The 14,926-nt window shown below is 70.3% G+C and carries 14 protein-coding genes; 11 read left to right on the top strand and 3 right to left on the bottom strand.

Translation table 11 applies throughout. The features are described 5' to 3' along the window. Positions 1 to 13 precede the first annotated feature (13 nt). The 11 genes from AB0C12_RS16730 (at position 14) to AB0C12_RS16680 (ending at position 11,538) form a co-directional block, all read left to right on the top strand. The gene (locus AB0C12_RS16730; protein WP_360548672.1) at positions 14 to 1,252 is read left to right on the top strand and encodes an aminotransferase class I/II-fold pyridoxal phosphate-dependent enzyme; all 1,239 of its coding nucleotides are present in this window, start codon (positions 14 to 16) and stop codon (positions 1,250 to 1,252) included. Next, the gene (locus tag AB0C12_RS16725) at positions 1,249 to 2,679 is read left to right on the top strand and encodes an aminotransferase class III-fold pyridoxal phosphate-dependent enzyme (protein WP_360548670.1); all 1,431 of its coding nucleotides are present in this window, start codon (positions 1,249 to 1,251) and stop codon (positions 2,677 to 2,679) included. The genes AB0C12_RS16730 and AB0C12_RS16725 overlap by 4 nt, the downstream gene beginning before the upstream one ends. A 7-nt stretch (positions 2,680 to 2,686) precedes the next feature. Continuing rightward, complete coding sequence (locus tag AB0C12_RS16720; protein WP_360548668.1) at positions 2,687 to 3,535, top strand: SDR family oxidoreductase; 849 nt, start codon at positions 2,687 to 2,689, stop codon at positions 3,533 to 3,535. Further along, on the top strand, positions 3,532 to 4,632 hold the full coding sequence (locus AB0C12_RS16715) for an amidohydrolase family protein (RefSeq protein WP_360548666.1): 1,101 nt from the start codon (positions 3,532 to 3,534) through the stop codon (positions 4,630 to 4,632). Before AB0C12_RS16720 ends, AB0C12_RS16715 begins: the two co-directional genes overlap by 4 nt. After that, entirely contained in the window at positions 4,629 to 5,042 is a 414-nt protein-coding gene (locus AB0C12_RS16710; protein WP_360548664.1) for a Rieske (2Fe-2S) protein, read from the top strand. The genes AB0C12_RS16715 and AB0C12_RS16710 overlap by 4 nt, the downstream gene beginning before the upstream one ends. Next, entirely contained in the window at positions 5,039 to 6,277 is a 1,239-nt protein-coding gene (locus AB0C12_RS16705) for a beta-ketoacyl-[acyl-carrier-protein] synthase family protein (RefSeq protein WP_360548662.1), read from the top strand. The genes AB0C12_RS16710 and AB0C12_RS16705 overlap by 4 nt, the downstream gene beginning before the upstream one ends. An 18-nt stretch (positions 6,278 to 6,295) precedes the next feature. Then, positions 6,296 to 6,988 carry a VTT domain-containing protein gene (locus tag AB0C12_RS16700; RefSeq protein WP_360548660.1) on the top strand — a complete coding sequence of 231 codons (693 nt, stop codon included), beginning with the start codon at positions 6,296 to 6,298 and terminating at the stop codon, positions 6,986 to 6,988. After that, on the top strand, positions 6,985 to 8,211 hold the full coding sequence (locus AB0C12_RS16695; RefSeq protein WP_360548659.1) for a cytochrome P450: 1,227 nt from the start codon (positions 6,985 to 6,987) through the stop codon (positions 8,209 to 8,211). The genes AB0C12_RS16700 and AB0C12_RS16695 overlap by 4 nt, the downstream gene beginning before the upstream one ends. 139 nt (positions 8,212 to 8,350) lie before the next feature. After that, a complete protein-coding gene (locus AB0C12_RS16690; protein WP_360548657.1) occupies positions 8,351 to 9,025 on the top strand; it encodes a TetR/AcrR family transcriptional regulator in 675 nt (224 codons plus the stop codon). A 63-nt stretch (positions 9,026 to 9,088) separates the two neighbouring features. Beyond that, positions 9,089 to 10,501, top strand: coding sequence for an NDP-hexose 2,3-dehydratase family protein (locus AB0C12_RS16685; RefSeq protein ID WP_360548655.1), 1,413 nt, complete (start codon positions 9,089 to 9,091; stop codon positions 10,499 to 10,501). Further along, entirely contained in the window at positions 10,501 to 11,538 is a 1,038-nt protein-coding gene (locus AB0C12_RS16680; protein WP_360548653.1) for a Gfo/Idh/MocA family oxidoreductase, read from the top strand. Before AB0C12_RS16685 ends, AB0C12_RS16680 begins: the two co-directional genes overlap by 1 nt. Here AB0C12_RS16680 and AB0C12_RS16675 read toward each other — a convergent pair. From AB0C12_RS16675 to bcpA, 3 genes are read right to left on the bottom strand one after another with little or no spacing between them, the layout of a single operon-like run. Beyond that, positions 11,489 to 12,634: a phosphonoacetaldehyde reductase gene (locus tag AB0C12_RS16675; protein WP_360548651.1), complete on the bottom strand. Its 1,146-nt coding sequence runs from the start codon at positions 12,632 to 12,634 to the stop codon at positions 11,489 to 11,491. The genes AB0C12_RS16680 and AB0C12_RS16675 overlap by 50 nt on opposite strands. After that, positions 12,631 to 14,031: an aldehyde dehydrogenase family protein gene (locus AB0C12_RS16670; protein ID WP_360548649.1), complete on the bottom strand. Its 1,401-nt coding sequence runs from the start codon at positions 14,029 to 14,031 to the stop codon at positions 12,631 to 12,633. The genes AB0C12_RS16675 and AB0C12_RS16670 overlap by 4 nt, the downstream gene beginning before the upstream one ends. Further along, positions 14,031 to 14,918, bottom strand: coding sequence for a carboxyvinyl-carboxyphosphonate phosphorylmutase (gene bcpA / locus AB0C12_RS16665; protein ID WP_360548647.1), 888 nt, complete (start codon positions 14,916 to 14,918; stop codon positions 14,031 to 14,033). The genes AB0C12_RS16670 and bcpA overlap by 1 nt, the downstream gene beginning before the upstream one ends. Positions 14,919 to 14,926 lie beyond the last annotated feature (8 nt).

Below are 14,926 nucleotides of genomic sequence, written 5' to 3'. Positions count from 1 at the left end.
ATAGGAGACGACGTTGGACCTGTTCGAAAAGCTCACGAGTGGCCCGCGAGGTCCGCTGGCGGCCTTGTCGCACGCCATCCACGGCAAGGCAAGCTTCCCCCGACTGCGGGGTCCGATCGGCAGCCGGATGGAGTGGAACGGCCGGGAGATGCTGGTCTGGAGCGTCAACAACTACCTGGGTCTGGCCAACCTGCCGGAAGTGCGCGAGGCGGACGCCGAGTTCGCCAACCGCTACGGACTGGCCGCCCCCATGGGCTCGCGGATGATGACCGGCGAGACCGACGAGCTGGAGGCCCTCGAAACCGAACTGGCCGACTACGCCCGTAAGCCCGCCGCGCTGTTCCTCAACTACGGTTACCAGGGCATGCTGTCGTTGATCGACTCGCTGGTCACCCGGCACGACTGGATCGTCTACGACGCCGAGTGCCACGCCTGCATCATCGACGGCGTCCGGCTGCACGCGGGCAAGGCGAAATCCTTCCCGCACAACGACATCGCCCGCTTGGAGGCGGTGCTCCAGCAGGTCGACAGCCTGCGCAAGCCGGGCGATTCGGTGCTGGTCATCAGCGAGGGTGTCTTCGGTATGTCCGGCGTACAGGGCCGGCTCGCGGACATCGTCGCGCTCAAGCAGAAGCACGAGTTCCGGCTCCTGGTCGACGACGCCCACGGCTTCGGCGTGATGGGACCCGACGGTGGCGGAACCGGTGAGGAGCAGGGCGTACAGGACGGGATCGACCTGTACTTCGGCACGTTCGCCAAGGCCGGTGCCAGTATCGGCGCCTTCGTGGCCGGGCCGGCCGAGATCATCTGGCAGCTGCGCTACACGATGCGTTCGCAGATCTTCGCCAAGGGCCTGCCGTGGCCGATCGTGGCGGGCAACCGGGTGCGCCTGCGGCTGATGCGTACCCGTCCCGATCTGCGCAAGCAGTGCCTGGCCGTCAGCAACGCGCTGCAGAGCGGGCTGCGTGAGGCGGGCTTCGACGTCGGGGCCACCGCCGCGCCGGTGACGCCGGTCATGTTCAACCTGCGTGACCTCGATGTCGCGGTCGGCCTGGAATTCATGGACCGGCTGCGGACGAAGTACGACATCTTCTGCTCCGGCGTGATCTATCCGGTGGTTCCTCAGGGTGTGGGGCAGCTGCGTCTCATTCCCACCGCGGATCACACCATGGCCGATGTCGACCAGACGATCACCGCGATGGAGCATGCGGCGCACGAGGTGCTCGGCTGGTCCGCGGCGGTGCCGGCGTGACCACTCAGGCGCCGCCCCGCCGGTTCGGCACCATGCCGGCCGCGGAGATCCTGGCCCGGGCCCGGGCCCTCACCGAGCGGCCGGCCCCCGTGCCGGACCCTGACCGGTTGGCCGGCGAACGCGCCGTCTTCGAGAAGCGCACCACCCGCTCGGCCGCGCTGGCCGAGACGGCACGTTCGCGGATCGGGGGCGGAACCGGCCATGTCGACGCCCTGACCACGCCGTACCCGCTGTTCATGGACCGCGGTGCCGGCGGCACGGTGACCGACGTGGACGGCAACACCTACGTCGACTGCATCCTGGCCGGCGGTGCGATCTCGCTCGGCCACAACCACCAGCGGCTGAACCGGGCAGTTCAGGAGGTGGTGGCCACCCGTACCGGCTTCCACGGCCACCTCGACGAGTACGAGCTGCGGACGGCCGACGCGATCTGCGCGATGTTCCCCGCCGCGGAGGCGGTGCGGTTCACCGCCTCGGGTGCCGAGGCCAATCTGGCCGCGGTCCGGCTCGCCCGCGCTGTCACCGGACGCCGGCGCATCGTCAAGTTCATGGGTCACTACCACGGCTGGGGCGACCAGTTCATGGTCGATCTCGAGGTGCCGGGCTCCGGTGCGTTCATGGCCGGCGGCGTCCCGGAGTCGCACTACGCCAACACGGTCCTGGTGCACCCGCACCGGCTGGAGGACCTGGCCGCTGTGCTCCGCCAGGGTGACGTCGCCGCGGTGCTGTCCGAGCCGCTCGGTGGCGAGTCGGGCCTGGTGCCGTTCAACGACGGGTTCCACGCCGAGGCCGCCCGCCTGACCAGGGAGCACGGCGCGCTGTACGTCTTCGACGAGGTCGTCAGCGGCACCCGGGCCGGCCTCGGTGGTGCGCAGAGCGTCCTCGGCGTGGTGCCCGACCTGTTCACCCTCGGCAAGGGCCTGATGAACGGCTATCCGGGCTGCGGTGTGGTGGCCGGCCGGGCGGACGTCATGAGCGCAGCGGGCACGGGCCTGCCTTCCGACGGCCCGTTCGCCTACATCGGCGGCACCATGTCCGGCAACCCGCTGTCCATGGCGGCGGCCTACCACTGCATGGCCGAGCTGGCCCGGCCCGGCGCGCTGGACGGCGCCATCGACCGGGCCGCCGAGCTGGTGCGCCGGCTCAACGAGGTGTTCGACGCCAGTGGGTTCGGGTTCTTCGCGTACCACCTGGGCACGGTTGTGAAGATCGAGATGACGGCGCCGCACGCGCTCGGTGCGGACGCCCTCGACCACGCCGCCGAGATCATCCACCGGCGGATGCTGCTCGCCGACTACATGATCCCGGTCGGCAACGCCGGTGTGCTGTCCCGCATGGGTCGCGACATGCTGGCCCTCGAGCACACCACCGCCGACATCGAGAAGGTGGTGAACGCTTATGCCCGGCTCGTCGAGTTCCTCCGGTGAGCGGCGCATGCTGATCACCGGCGCCTCCAGCGGGATCGGCCGGGCCACCGCGGAGCTTGCCCTCCGCCGAGGCTGGACGGTGTTCGGCACCTCGCGGGCCCCGGAGCGGATGAGCGAGGCCGCCCGGCTGCCCGGCGTCACGTACGTGCCGCTCGATCAGGGCGACCCGGACGGGGTGCGCCGGTGCGCCGAGCGGGTGGGTCCGGTCGACGTGCTGGTCAACAACGCCGGGCAGAGCCTGGGCGGGCCGCTCGAGGACGTGCCCGACGAAGCGGTCCGCCGGCTGTTCGAGGTGGACGTGCTGGGGCCCGTCCAGCTCACCAAGGCGCTGCTGCCCGGGATGCGGGCCCGCGGCGGTGGCCGGATCATCTTCATCGGCTCCCTGATGGCCGACTTCCCGGTGCCGTTCCAGGGCGGGTACGCGGCGGCCAAAGGCGCTCTGCGAGGCTTCGTCACCGCCCTGCGCACCGAGGTCGCGCCGTTCGGCATCACGGCCGCCCTGGTCCAGCCCGGTTACTACCGGTCCGAGATCAATGACCGGCGCGAGTGGCACACCGTGCCCGGATCGCCGTACGCCCAGCGGATGCATCAGGTCCGCGCGGCCGTGACAGCCGCGCATCAGCACGCCGGCGACCCCCGGGAGGTGGCCGAGGCGGTGCTGCGCCTGACGACGACGGCACGTCCACCGCTGGTGACCGCCGTCGGCAGCGGCGGCCCCGCGCTGCGGCTGGCCCGGCGGTTCGTTCCCGACCGCGTGCTGGAGCGCCTGGTCGCTCGCCGGTACGGCATCACCGGCTCCGACCGTCCGCAAACGTTCGTGCCCACCCCGGACATCAGCGAAGGAGTGCAACCGTGACATCAGTCCTCAGTGGCGCGTCCGAGGAGACCGTGGCGAAGAAACGCACCGGTACGCTCATCGACACCGACGTGCACGAGATGATCGGCGGCGCCGAGTTCCTGGACTACATCGACGAGCCGTTCCGGAGCCGGATCCACCCGGACAACTGGATGGGCATCTCGATCCCGTACTCCTGGCCCACCACCGGCGGGCTCGCCCGGCCCGATGCGATCCCGCAGTCCGGGCTGCGCGCCGGCTCCGATTACCGCCTCATGCGCGAGCAGCACCTGGACGCCTATGACGTCGACTACGCCGTCCTCACCGGGCTGATGTACCCGGGGGAGTGGCGTACTCAGCCGGACTTCGCGGTCGCGCTCGCCCGCGGCTACAACGACTGGGTCGTCGCCGAGTGGCTGGCCAAGGACCAGCGGTTCCTCGGCTCGATCCACGTGGCTGCCCAGTCGCCTCAGGCAGCGGCGGACGAGATCGACCGGCTCGGCAGCCACCCGCAGATGGTGCAGGTGATGCTGCCGGTCGTCTCGCACGACACGTTCGGCCGTGAGTTCTACCACCCGGTGTACGAGGCTGCCGTCCGCAACAATCTGGCTGTCGCCTTCCACCAGGGCGCCAACGTACAGACAGCGGTGGGTCTGCCGCCGTACTACGTCGAGTGGCACACCGCGATCTGCCAGGCGTGGCAGTCGCAGTTGATCAGCCTGGTGATCGGTGGCGTGCTGGAGAAGTTCCCGGACCTGCGGGTGGCGATGGTCGAGTCCAGCTGGACCTGGCTGCCGCACCTGCTGTGGCGCTTCGATCACAACTTCCGCAGCCTGCGCCGCGAAGTGCCGTGGGTGAAGCGGCTGCCCAGCGAGTACATCCGGGAGCAGGTCAAGTTCACCACGCAGCCGATGGAGGTGGTGGACAACCCGAGCCACCTCTACCAGATGTTCGACATGGTGGGCAACGACGAGTTCCTGATGTTCTCGTCCGACTATCCGCACTGGGACTTCGACTCGCCGGAGCACTCGCTGCCGTCGACTTTCCCGGCGGACCTGCGTCGCAAGATCATGTACGAGAACGCGGCGAAGTTCTACCGGCTCGAGGACCGGGCATGAGCATCGAAGCCCGCCCCGCCGACACCGAGGTGCGGCACGTGGCCTGTGCCGTCACCGAACTGCCCGAGGGCAGCATGAAAGCACTCGCGGTGGACGGCCGCCGGATCATCGTGGTCGCGGTCGGCGACGGCGAGTACACCGCGCTGGCCGACTACTGTCCACACCAGCGTGGGCCGCTCTCCGGTGGCTCGGTCGAGCGGATGTGGGTCAGCGACCGCGTCGGTGACCACGAACGCTCACCGGACACCTGGGTGGTCATCTGCCCGTTCCACAATTTCGAGACCGATGTGCGCACCGGCTGCCCGGTGCTGCCGCTGGGCCGGTCACGGGCGGCCACCTACCGCACCGCGGTGGAGGACGGGCAGGTCGTGGTCTACCGGCGCCGCGGGCAACGGGGCCGCGACTCATGACCGCCGACCGGGTCGTCGTCACCGGCATGGGACCGGTCAGTTCGGTCGGCGTGGGCATCGAGCGTTTCCACGAGGCCACGCTCAAGAGCATCAGCGGCATCCGGCCGATCACGTCGTTCGATCCGTCCCGGCTCTCGGTCCGCATCGCGGGCGAGGTCGATCTGCCCGAGTCGCTGGTGCCCTCGGGCCGGGACCGGCTCGCCGACGACAGGTGTACGCACCTGGGCATGGCCGCCGCCCGGCTCGCAGTCGACGACAGCGGTCTGGATCTCGCCGCGGAAGCCGACGGCAGGGTCGCCGTGGTGATCGGCACCGGCATCGGCGGCATCGGCACCTGGGAGAGCAACACCCGGGCGGTCATCGAACGCGGCGAACGGGCGATGCGGCCGCGGTTCATCCCGATGGCCATGCTGAACGCCCTCAGCGCCCGGATCAGCCTGGAGTACGGCCTGCACGGCTCGGTCCTGACGATGGTGTCGGCCTGCGCCTCCGGACCGGACGCCATCGCGTGCGCGGCCATGCTCATCCGCTCCGGCGAGGCCGATGTGGTGATTGCCGGCGGCGCGGACGCGCCTGTGGTGGAGACGATCGTCGGAGGATTCGCCCGGATGCGCGCGCTTTCGGTGTCCGACGGGGACCCCGCCCGCGCGAGCCGGCCGTTCCACGCCGATCGGGACGGCTTCGTCATCGCCGAGGGGGCCGGAGTGCTCGTCCTCGAATCGCTCGACCATGCCCGGCTTCGGCAGGCGCGCATCCACGCCGAGCTCACCGGTTACGGCAGGTCCTCGGACGCGTTCCACGCGACCATGCCGCAGCCGGACGGCTCGGGCGCCCGGCGCGCCATAACCTCGGCGCTGCGCTCGGCCGGTCTCGCCGCCGAGGATGTCGCACACGTCAACAGCCACGGCACCGGCACACCTTTCAACGACGCGGCCGAGACGCTCGCTCTGCACTCGGCGCTGGGGGCGGCGGCACCGGAGATCCCGGTGACGGCCAACAAGTCGATCACCGGTCACTGTCTGGGTGCGTCCGGCGCACTCGAGGCCATCGCCTCCATCCAGGCGATCACCAGCGGACTGATCCCGCCGATCGCCAACCTGGACAGGCCGGACGAGCAACTACACCTCGACCTGGTACGCGACGAACCGCGGGAGGCCGACGTGGACAACGTGCTCACGAACAGTTTCGCGTTCGGCGGCCACAACGTGGCCCTCGTCTTCGCCCGGATGAGCTGACGTGCGGGAGGCGGCGCGATGGGGACCGTGATGGACGTCGGCACCCTGGTCTGGACGTTCGGGCTCATCGGGGTCCTGGTCGTGCTGGTGGTCGAGTACGGCTTCCCGATCGGCTTCTTCCTGCCCGGTGACTCGTTGCTGGTGGTGGCCGGGGTGGCGGCGTCGCCGGCCGCGGCAGCGCAGTTCGACCACCGGCTGTCGCTGGCCGGCCTGTTGATCGGGGCGCCGCTGTGTGTCATCGCCGGTGCCCAGGCCGGGCATGCCGCCGGACAGGCCGTCGGCGCCCGGGTGTTCAGCGGCGCCTCACCCCGGCGCCTGCGTCACCTACGGCGGGCCGAGCGCGCGTTCTTCCGGCTCGGCGCGCCCGCGTCCATCGTGCTGTCCCGCTTCATCCCGGTGGTTCGCACGTTCATCAGTCCCGTCGCGGGCGCGGTCGGTTACCCCTGGCGAAGGTTTCTGCTCTGGAACGTCGTAGGCGCACTGTGCTGGGCCGAAGGAATCATCCTGCTCGCCTATCAGGTCGGCGACCTGCTGGCGGACAAGCTCGAGTGGGTGGTTGTCGCGGTGATCGCGGCGGCGGTGCTCCCGCTCGTCGTGGATCTGGCCCGGCACCACCGGACGCGCGGCGCGGCGTCGCTGCCGGAACGCGACGCCGGCCGGGACGTCGAATCGACCCGGCCGCGGACCTCATCGACCGAAGGAAGATCATGACAGACACGGAATCGACGACCGAGCAGATTCCTCAGGAGCTGTTCGACCACCAGTACATGCAGGATCCGCACGCGGTCACGGCGATGCTGCGGCGCACCGCGCCGGTGCGACCGGTGATCACTCCCAACGGCCTCAAGGTCTGGCTGGTGACCAGGTACGACGACGTCCGGCTCGTGATGAACGACCCGCGGGTCAGCAAGGACATGCTCGGGGCCGGCGATCTGATCGAGCGCAACATGATGGTGCCCGCGAAACGGCGGCACTTCAATCCCGACATCATCGACTACATGCTCAACACCGATCCGCCCAAGCACACCCGGCTGCGGACGCTGGTGCTGAGAGCCTTCACGGCCGGCCGGGTGGAGAAGATGCGGCCCCGGGTCCAGGCGTTCGCCGACGAGATCCTCGGCGCGTTCCGGGCGGGCGACGAGATCGACGTGGTCGACCAGCTGGCGTTCCGGCTGCCGATGATGGTGATCCTCGACCTGCTGGGCATCCCGCTGTCGGACACCGAACGGCTTCGCGGCTGGGTCGACGCGCTGGTCACCACGGACGATCCGGCCTCGGTGGAGGTGGCCGGCAGCGCGGTCGTCGCCTACCTCTCCGAGCTGATCGAGGCCAAGCGGGTGCGGCCGGACGAGGGAATGCTGTCGTCGCTCGTCAACACGCCGGACGGCGAGGACCAGCTCACCGGCGCCGAACTGATGTCCATGATCTTCCTGCTGGTCGTCGCCGGGTACGAGACCACCGTGCACACCATCGGCAACGCCACGCTCTCCCTGCTGACCAACGCGGACCAGCGTGAGCTGCTGCAACGCGAGCCGGAGCGGATCGCCGGGGCGATCGATGAGCTCATGCGGTTCGACACCGCGGTCAGCACCGCGACGTTCCGGTTCACCACCGAGCCGATCGAGCTCAGCGGCGTGGAGATCCCGGCCGGCGAGTTCGTCCTGGTCTCCCTGCTGTCGGCGAACCACGACGAGGACCGTTTCCCGGACGGCGCTGAGCTGGACGTCACGCGTTCGGCGCGCGGCCACGTCGCCTTCGGCTACGGCATCCACTACTGCATGGGCGCGCAGCTGGGCCGGATGGAGGTGGAGATCGCCTTGAGCGGCCTGCTTCGCCGGTTCCCGGACATGCGGCTGGCGGTGCCGGCCGACCAGTTGGTCTGGCGTCCCAGTCTGCTGATGCACGGCCTGGAACGTCTGCCCGTGCGGCTGTGAAGCCGCCTCGCGGGACGTGAGCAGCAGTAACCTGCCGCCCGGCCGGGATCCGGGCACCGGCGGTCGTCTAGGCTTGGACCACTCGATGTAGACGTGCGGAACCGCTGAATGCGACCGTCGACTCAGACTGGCGACGACAATGGCAACGAAGGACGAATCGGCGGATTCCGCGAGCAAACGGCTGGAGCGAAGCGGGGCGTCCCGCGATCGGCTCCTGAGCGCAGCGATGGACCTGTTCGCGGAGCAGGGATTCCGCAACACCACGGTCGGTGACATTGAGGCCCGAGCCGGGCTGGCGCCGCGCTCCGGAGCGCTCTACCAGTACTTCTCCAGCAAGGAGGAAGTGCTGCGGGCGGGGATTCTCCGGCAGGTCGAGGAGCTCGGCCGGGTGCTGCCGGTGATGGATCTGCTGCCCCTGGCCGATCTCCGCTCCGAGGTCATCATGTTGGGCCGGTGGAGCTTGCAGGACCTGGCCCGGCGAGAGCCGCTGGACCGGCTGCTGCGTCAGGAGGGTCACCTCTTCCCGGAGTTGCGCAGCGAACTGCGGGACGCGGTGCACGACGACTCCTTCCGGCAGATCGCCGGTTGGCTCAAGCGGCTGGCCGAGGACGTCGGTGCCAAGGACCTGGACCACGAGGCGCTGGCGCTGACCATGGTCGGCTCCCTCGGCTACTACCGAATGCTCGAGTCGATCTACGGCGAGAAGCCGCTCGGCGTCGATGACGACCGGGTGCTGGCGGTGTGGGTCGACGCCTGCATGGCCATCGCCGAGCGGTTCGGCCTCGACAAGCGCAAGCCGGCCCGGACCGACTAGCGACCCCGCCCGCTGGTGGTCGGGTCGCTCAACGAACGTGCGACCACCGGAAAGGGGCAACCCGTGCTACCCGACGCCCTGCCACGTCCCCGCGACCACCAGGATTCCCGCCGGCTCGCCGAACGGCTCGGCGAGTCGCTGCGGATCCGGCGATTCAGCAAGATGCGCACCGAGGCGGTGCCGCAATGGCTGCGGCAGCGCCGGGAGAGCCAGGAGTACGAGGTCAGCCGCTGCCCGCTGGAGAGCCTGGCGGACTGGAACCTCGCCCCCGGCACGGGTGACATCGTGCACCGGGCCGGCCGCTTCTACGCCATCGCCGGCCTGGAGGCGCAGGCCGGCGACGCGCCACCCCGGTCGCAGCCGGTCATCGTGCAGCCCGAGATAGGCATCCTGGGTGTGCTCGCCAAGGAGTTCGACGGCGTGCTGCACTTCCTGCTGCAGGCGAAGATGGAACCGGGCAACGTCAACGTCCTGCAGCTCTCACCGACGGTGCAGGCGACCCGGAGCAACTATCAGCGGGCGCACGGTGGCCGGACCCCCGACTATCTCGAGCACTTCCTCGCCACCAGCGGGGGCATCGTGCACCACGACTCGCTGCAGTCCGAGCAGGGGTCCTACTACCTGCACAAACGCAACCGCAACATCGTCGTCGAGACCACCCGGGAAGTGCCGGTGCGGGACGGTTTCTGCTGGCTGACCCTGGGACAGGTCACCGACCTGAGCCGGCTCGACAATGTGCTCAACATGGACGCGCGTACGGTGTTCTCCGCGCTGGCCGCCAGCGGGGGAGGGCGCCTGCCCACCCCGTTCCGGGATGCGCTGGCCCGCTCACTGCACGAGCATCGCATGCTGCTCAGCACACCCGCGTTGCTCAGCTGGCTGACCGAGGCGCGCACCAACCGGACGGTGCGCCAGCGACGGGTGCCGTTGCGTCAGGTCGCCGGCTGGCGGCACGTCGATGGGGAGTTGCGGCCGGACGACGGCACCGGACTGTCCGTCATCGGCGTCGACGTGCGTGCCAGCACCCGTGAGGTGTCGCACTGGAATCAGCCGATGATCACCAGCGCCGGGACCGGACTGCACGCCTTTGTGGTGAAGTCCTTCGACGGCGTGGCCCACGTCCTGGTGCGGGCGCACACCGAGCCGGGCACGCAGGACGTCGCCGAGATCGGTCCCACTGTGCAGACCGGACCGCGGATGTTCGTCGATCCCGGTGCCGAGGCCGAGATCCGCCGCTACGTGCTCGCGTCGCCGCCGGCCCGGGTGCACGCCGACTGCGTACTGTCCGAAGAGGGTGGTCGCTTCTATCACGTGCAGAATCGCTACATGATCGTCGAGGCGGACGCCGGTTTCGCACCCGAGCTGCCCCCCGACTACGCATGGGCCACCCTGCGGCAGCTGGCCGACCTGGTGCGCTTCGGCAACCAGCTGAACATAGAGGCACGCAGCTTGCTCTGCCTGCTGTACGGCGTCTGATGTCCGCGCTCCGGATCGGCGTGCTCTCCGCTGCCGACATCGCCGTGCGCCGCATCCTTCCCGCGCTGCGCGACCGGCCGGACGTGCGGCTGGCCGCGGTGGCGAGCCGTGACCCGGCGAAGGCCCGGCGGGTCGCCGACGCCTTCGACTGCGCAGCGGTCACCGGGTACGCGAAGCTGCTGGAACGCGATGACGTCGACGCCGTCTACGTACCGCTGCCGCCCGGTCTGCACACCGAGTGGGTGAGCCAGGCGCTGGCCGCAGGCAAACACGTCCTGGTGGAGAAGCCGGCCACCGTCTCGGTGACGGACACCGCCCGGCTGACCCGGCAGGCCGCGGCACAGGGGCTGGTGCTCCGGGAGAACTACATGTTCCCGCACCATGCGCAGCACCGCGCGGTCCGGGATCTGATCTCCCGCCGTGAGATAGGGCGGGTGCGAAGCCTGACCGCCACCTTCACCATCCCGCCGCGCGACCCCGCGGACATCCGGTACCAGGCCGCTCTCGGCGGCGGTGCCCTGTTCGACCTCGGCGGCTACCCGGTGCGCGTCGCCCGGTACTTCCTGGGATCGGACCTGACCGTGCTGGCCGCCGGCCTGCGCACCGGGGCGGGGACCGACGACCCCGTGGACGTCGCCGGCCACGCCGTTCTGTGCACCACCGACGGGGTTCTCGCGCATCTCACCTTCGGTCTGGACGGCCCCTACCGGTCGGAGTACCGCATTGCCGGGTCGCGCGGCGAGATCGAGGTGAACCGCGCCTTCACACCTCCGGCCGACCACCCTCCGGAGATCACCGTCACCCGCTCCGGGGGGAGCGAGCGCCTCGCACTGCCGCCGGACGACCAGGTCGGCAACGCGCTGGGGGCGTTCCTGCGGGCGATCCGGGAGGGGGACAGCCACGCGGACGCCGGGATCGTACGCCAGGCGCAGCTGGTCGAGGAGATCCGCCGGCGGGCCTGCCCGGCACAGCCTGCGGTCCGGTCGCTCACCAGGCCTTCCGCAGTGCCTCCCGTACGGTGGGCCGATCCAGGGTGATCGGCGTGTTGTCCGCGCGAGCGGTGCCCAGCGCGTCCGCCACGATCGCGTCGAGCTGGTCCAGCCCTACCCCGTACGCACGCAACCGGTGGTCGAAACCGGCCGAGCGCACCATCGAGCTCAACGTGGCTCCCAGGCCGGCCGGCTGGTCGCTGCCGAGCAGCTCGGCCATCTCGGCCAGCCGCCGGCCGACGAAGCCGGCCCCCCGGGGGTCGGCACAGGCCTCGTCGAGGCTCGCGCAGGCCGCCGGGAGCAGCGCCGCGAGGGCGAGCAGGCAAGCCAGCCCGTGCGGCACGCCGAACCGGACGGTCAACGGATAGGCGACCGCGTGGCCGACGGTCGTCCGGGTACGGTTGATCGCCAGGCCGGCGTCGATCGCCAGCAGGCTCATCCGCTCGCGGCTGGCCGGCTCCCACCGCCGCAACCCGGGCTGCAGCAGCTCGCTGATGCCCCGGGCCGCCCGCGCGGCGAGACGCCGGGACTCGGCCGTCGACCGCAACGACCAGAGCGACTCGAGCGCGTGCGCCAGCGCGTCGAATGCGCAGCTGAAGGTCACCTCGGCGGGGCAGGTGGCGCTCAGCGCCGGGTCGACGATGGAGATGTCGGCGTGCACCTGCGGACGGTCCAGGGAATGCTTGCGCCCGTTGACGTACACCGTCGCGAACTGGGTCACCTCGCTGCCCGTCCCCGCGGTTGTGGGGAGCAGCAGAAGGGGGATCCGGATGTCCGGGCCGGCGGTTTCGTCACCGGAGAGCGCGGCGATCGCGCGCTCGCGGTCCGGTGGCAGGCCGCGGACCAGCTTGGCGGTGTCCATGGCGGAACCGCCACCGATGCCGACGATCACATCGGGGCGCTCCCGGTGGGCCAGCCGGCACCCGGCGAGCACGTCGTCCAGATCGGGGTTCGGGCGGAAGCCCGTGAAGACGCTGATCTCCCGCCCGGCCAGCGCCGGTGACAACCCGCTGCGGGCCAGGCCGGACCCGGAGCCGACGAGAAGTACCCGCCGGGCCTCCAGCGCGTCCACCGCGGCGCGCAGCGCGCCCGCGGCGTCGCGGGTGAACAGCAGCTCGTGCGCCGCCGCACCGGTCGGGGTCACCGGGACGCAGCGGGGAAGGGGACGGTGACGGTCTTGATGGTGCTCATCTCCCGGATCGAGCACCGTATGCCCTCGCGGCCGACCCCGCTCGCCTTCACCCCGCCGAACGGGATGTGCGGCGAGTCGAAGTGCGGGCCGTGGTCGAGGTTGACCGCACCGACCCGCAGGCCGGCAGCGATCTCCCAGAACGTGGTGACGTCTCGGGTGACGACACCGGCCTGCAGCCCGTACGGCGTGCCGTTGGCCACCGCGATCGCCTCCGCCGTCGAGCGGACCCGGATCACCGGAGCCACCGGACCGAAGGTCTCGTTCTGCACGAGCTCACTGCTCGCCGCGACGTGGTCCAGCACGGCCGGCTGCATCAGCGCCTCCACGCGTTCGCCGCCGTGCCGCAAGGTGGCGCCGTCCTTGACGGCAAGAGCGATCCGGCGTTCCACCTCGGCGGCGGCCGCCGGGCTGATCAGGGGCCCGATATCGGTGCTGTCGAGCCGGGGATCCCCGGCCCGTCGCCTCGCGGTGGCCGCCACCAGCAGGTCGACGAACTCGTCGGCCACCCGGTCGTCGACGATGATCCGCTTGATTCCCCGGCAGGACTGCCCGGCCGTGGCGAATGCCCCGTCGGTCGCCAGGGCAACCGCACGCGGGAGATCGGCGTCGCCGAGCACGATCAGCGGATCGTTGCCGCCCAGTTCCATCACCAGGCGCCGCCCGGCGGCGGCCCGGGCGACCAGCCGGCCGGTGGCGACGCTGCCGGTGAAGGTCACCATGTCGACACCGGGGTGGCCGACGACCAGCGGTCCCACCACCCCGGGCTCGCCGGTGAGGACGGCGAGCATCCCGGCCGGGAGACCGGCATGGATGAGCAGTTCCGCGAAGCGCAACGCCGTCAGCGGCGTCTGCTCCGAGGGCTTCACCACCACGGCGCAACCCGCGGCGACGGCGGGAGCCACCTTGACCACCACCTGGTTGAGCGGGCGGTTGAACGGTGTCACGCCGGCCACCACCCCGACCGGCTCGGCGATGGTCACGGCGAGCCGGTCCCCCTCGGGCAGGGGGATGGACTCGCCGCGCAGGCGCTCGGCCTCCGCGGCCGCGACGCGGAGGTTTCCCGCGGCGCGGGAAACCTCCCTCGTCGTCTCTCGACGGCACACCCCGGATTCCGCGGTGATCAGTTCCGCGAACTCCACGGCTCGCGCCTCGACCGCCTCGGCGGCGCGGAGCAGGATCCCGGCCCGTTCGGCCGGTGCCAGCACACGCCGGCGCTCGGTCAGCATGTGCACCGCCTCCGTCACCTCCGCGGCACCGTCGCGGGTCACCGCACCGATCACGTCACCGGTCCACCGGTGGAACACCGGCACCTCGGTGCCGGCCGGTTGGATGCGACCGTCGAGGAACATCACTCCTCGCTGTTCTTCACGACGAAACGCTCCTCGAGGGCCGAGAGCTTCTCGTACTCGAAGACCTCGAAGAGCTCGGGGAAGGTCATCCGTAGCCCGTAGGCGTCCCAGAACTCCTGGGTGGTGCCCTTGTCGCGCAGCTCGGCGAACATCTTGCGCAGGATCGAGGCGGCCGCCATCCACCCGGACAGCGGATAGATCGCCAGGTTGTAACCGATCGCCTCCAGCTCCGCCGTGGTCAGCCACGGTGTCTTGCCACCCTCGACCATGTTGGCCAGCAGCGGAACGTCGATCTCGTCACGTACCCGTTTCATCTCGTCGACGGAGAGCATCGCCTCCAGGAAGATGCAGTCCGCGCCGGCCGCGGCGTACTCCTTGGACCGTTTGATCGCTTCGTCGAGACCGAGCTTCTCCCGCGCGTCGGTGCGCGCGATCAGCGTCCAGTCCGGGTCCTCGCGCGCCTCGACCGCCGCCTCGATCTTGCCGATCATCTCTCTGGTGGAGATCAGGCGCTTGCCTTCCAGGTGGCCGCAGCGCTTGGGGACGACCTGATCCTCGAGGTGCCCACCGACGATGCCGGCCCGCTCGAACTCGCGGACGCACCGCCAGGTGTTCATGGCGTTGCCGTAGCCGGCGTCGATGTCCATGATCACCGGTAGGTCCACGGCGAGCGTGATGTTCTTGGCGTTCGTGGCCATCTCGGTGATGGTGGCGAAGCCGAGATCCGGCAGCCCGAGCATGCTGGCGGACGTGCCGGAACCGGTCATGTGCACGGCCTGGAAGCCGGTCTGGGCGATGACCTTGGCGGACAGTGCGTCGTAGGCGCTGGGGACCACGAGGATCTCCGGCGCCAGCATCATTTCCTTGAACTTGCTGGCTCGCGACACGCTGGGGT

This window comes from Actinoplanes sp. NPDC048967 (assembly GCF_040649415.1).
In the GTDB taxonomy this organism is placed as follows: Bacteria; Actinomycetota; Actinomycetes; order Mycobacteriales; family Micromonosporaceae; genus Actinoplanes.
The sequence above is the reverse complement of the archived record's forward strand: the minus strand, read 5'-3'. Positions and strand labels throughout refer to the sequence as shown.

Bases quoted from the DNA above. Each gene is read 5' to 3' on its own strand.
- AB0C12_RS16690 (WP_360548657.1), top strand. From the start codon at position 8,351: ATGGCAACGAAGGACGAATCGGCGGATTCCGCGAGCAAACGGCTGGAG.
- AB0C12_RS16705 (WP_360548662.1), top strand. From the start codon at position 5,039: ATGACCGCCGACCGGGTCGTCGTCACCGGCATGGGACCGGTCAGTTCG.
- AB0C12_RS16670 (WP_360548649.1), bottom strand. From the start codon at position 14,031: ATGTTCCTCGACGGTCGCATCCAACCGGCCGGCACCGAGGTGCCGGTG.
- AB0C12_RS16695 (WP_360548659.1), top strand. From the start codon at position 6,985: ATGACAGACACGGAATCGACGACCGAGCAGATTCCTCAGGAGCTGTTC.
- AB0C12_RS16700 (WP_360548660.1), top strand. From the start codon at position 6,296: ATGGGGACCGTGATGGACGTCGGCACCCTGGTCTGGACGTTCGGGCTC.
- AB0C12_RS16710 (WP_360548664.1), top strand. From the start codon at position 4,629: ATGAGCATCGAAGCCCGCCCCGCCGACACCGAGGTGCGGCACGTGGCC.
- AB0C12_RS16680 (WP_360548653.1), top strand. From the start codon at position 10,501: ATGTCCGCGCTCCGGATCGGCGTGCTCTCCGCTGCCGACATCGCCGTG.
- AB0C12_RS16720 (WP_360548668.1), top strand. From the start codon at position 2,687: ATGCTGATCACCGGCGCCTCCAGCGGGATCGGCCGGGCCACCGCGGAG.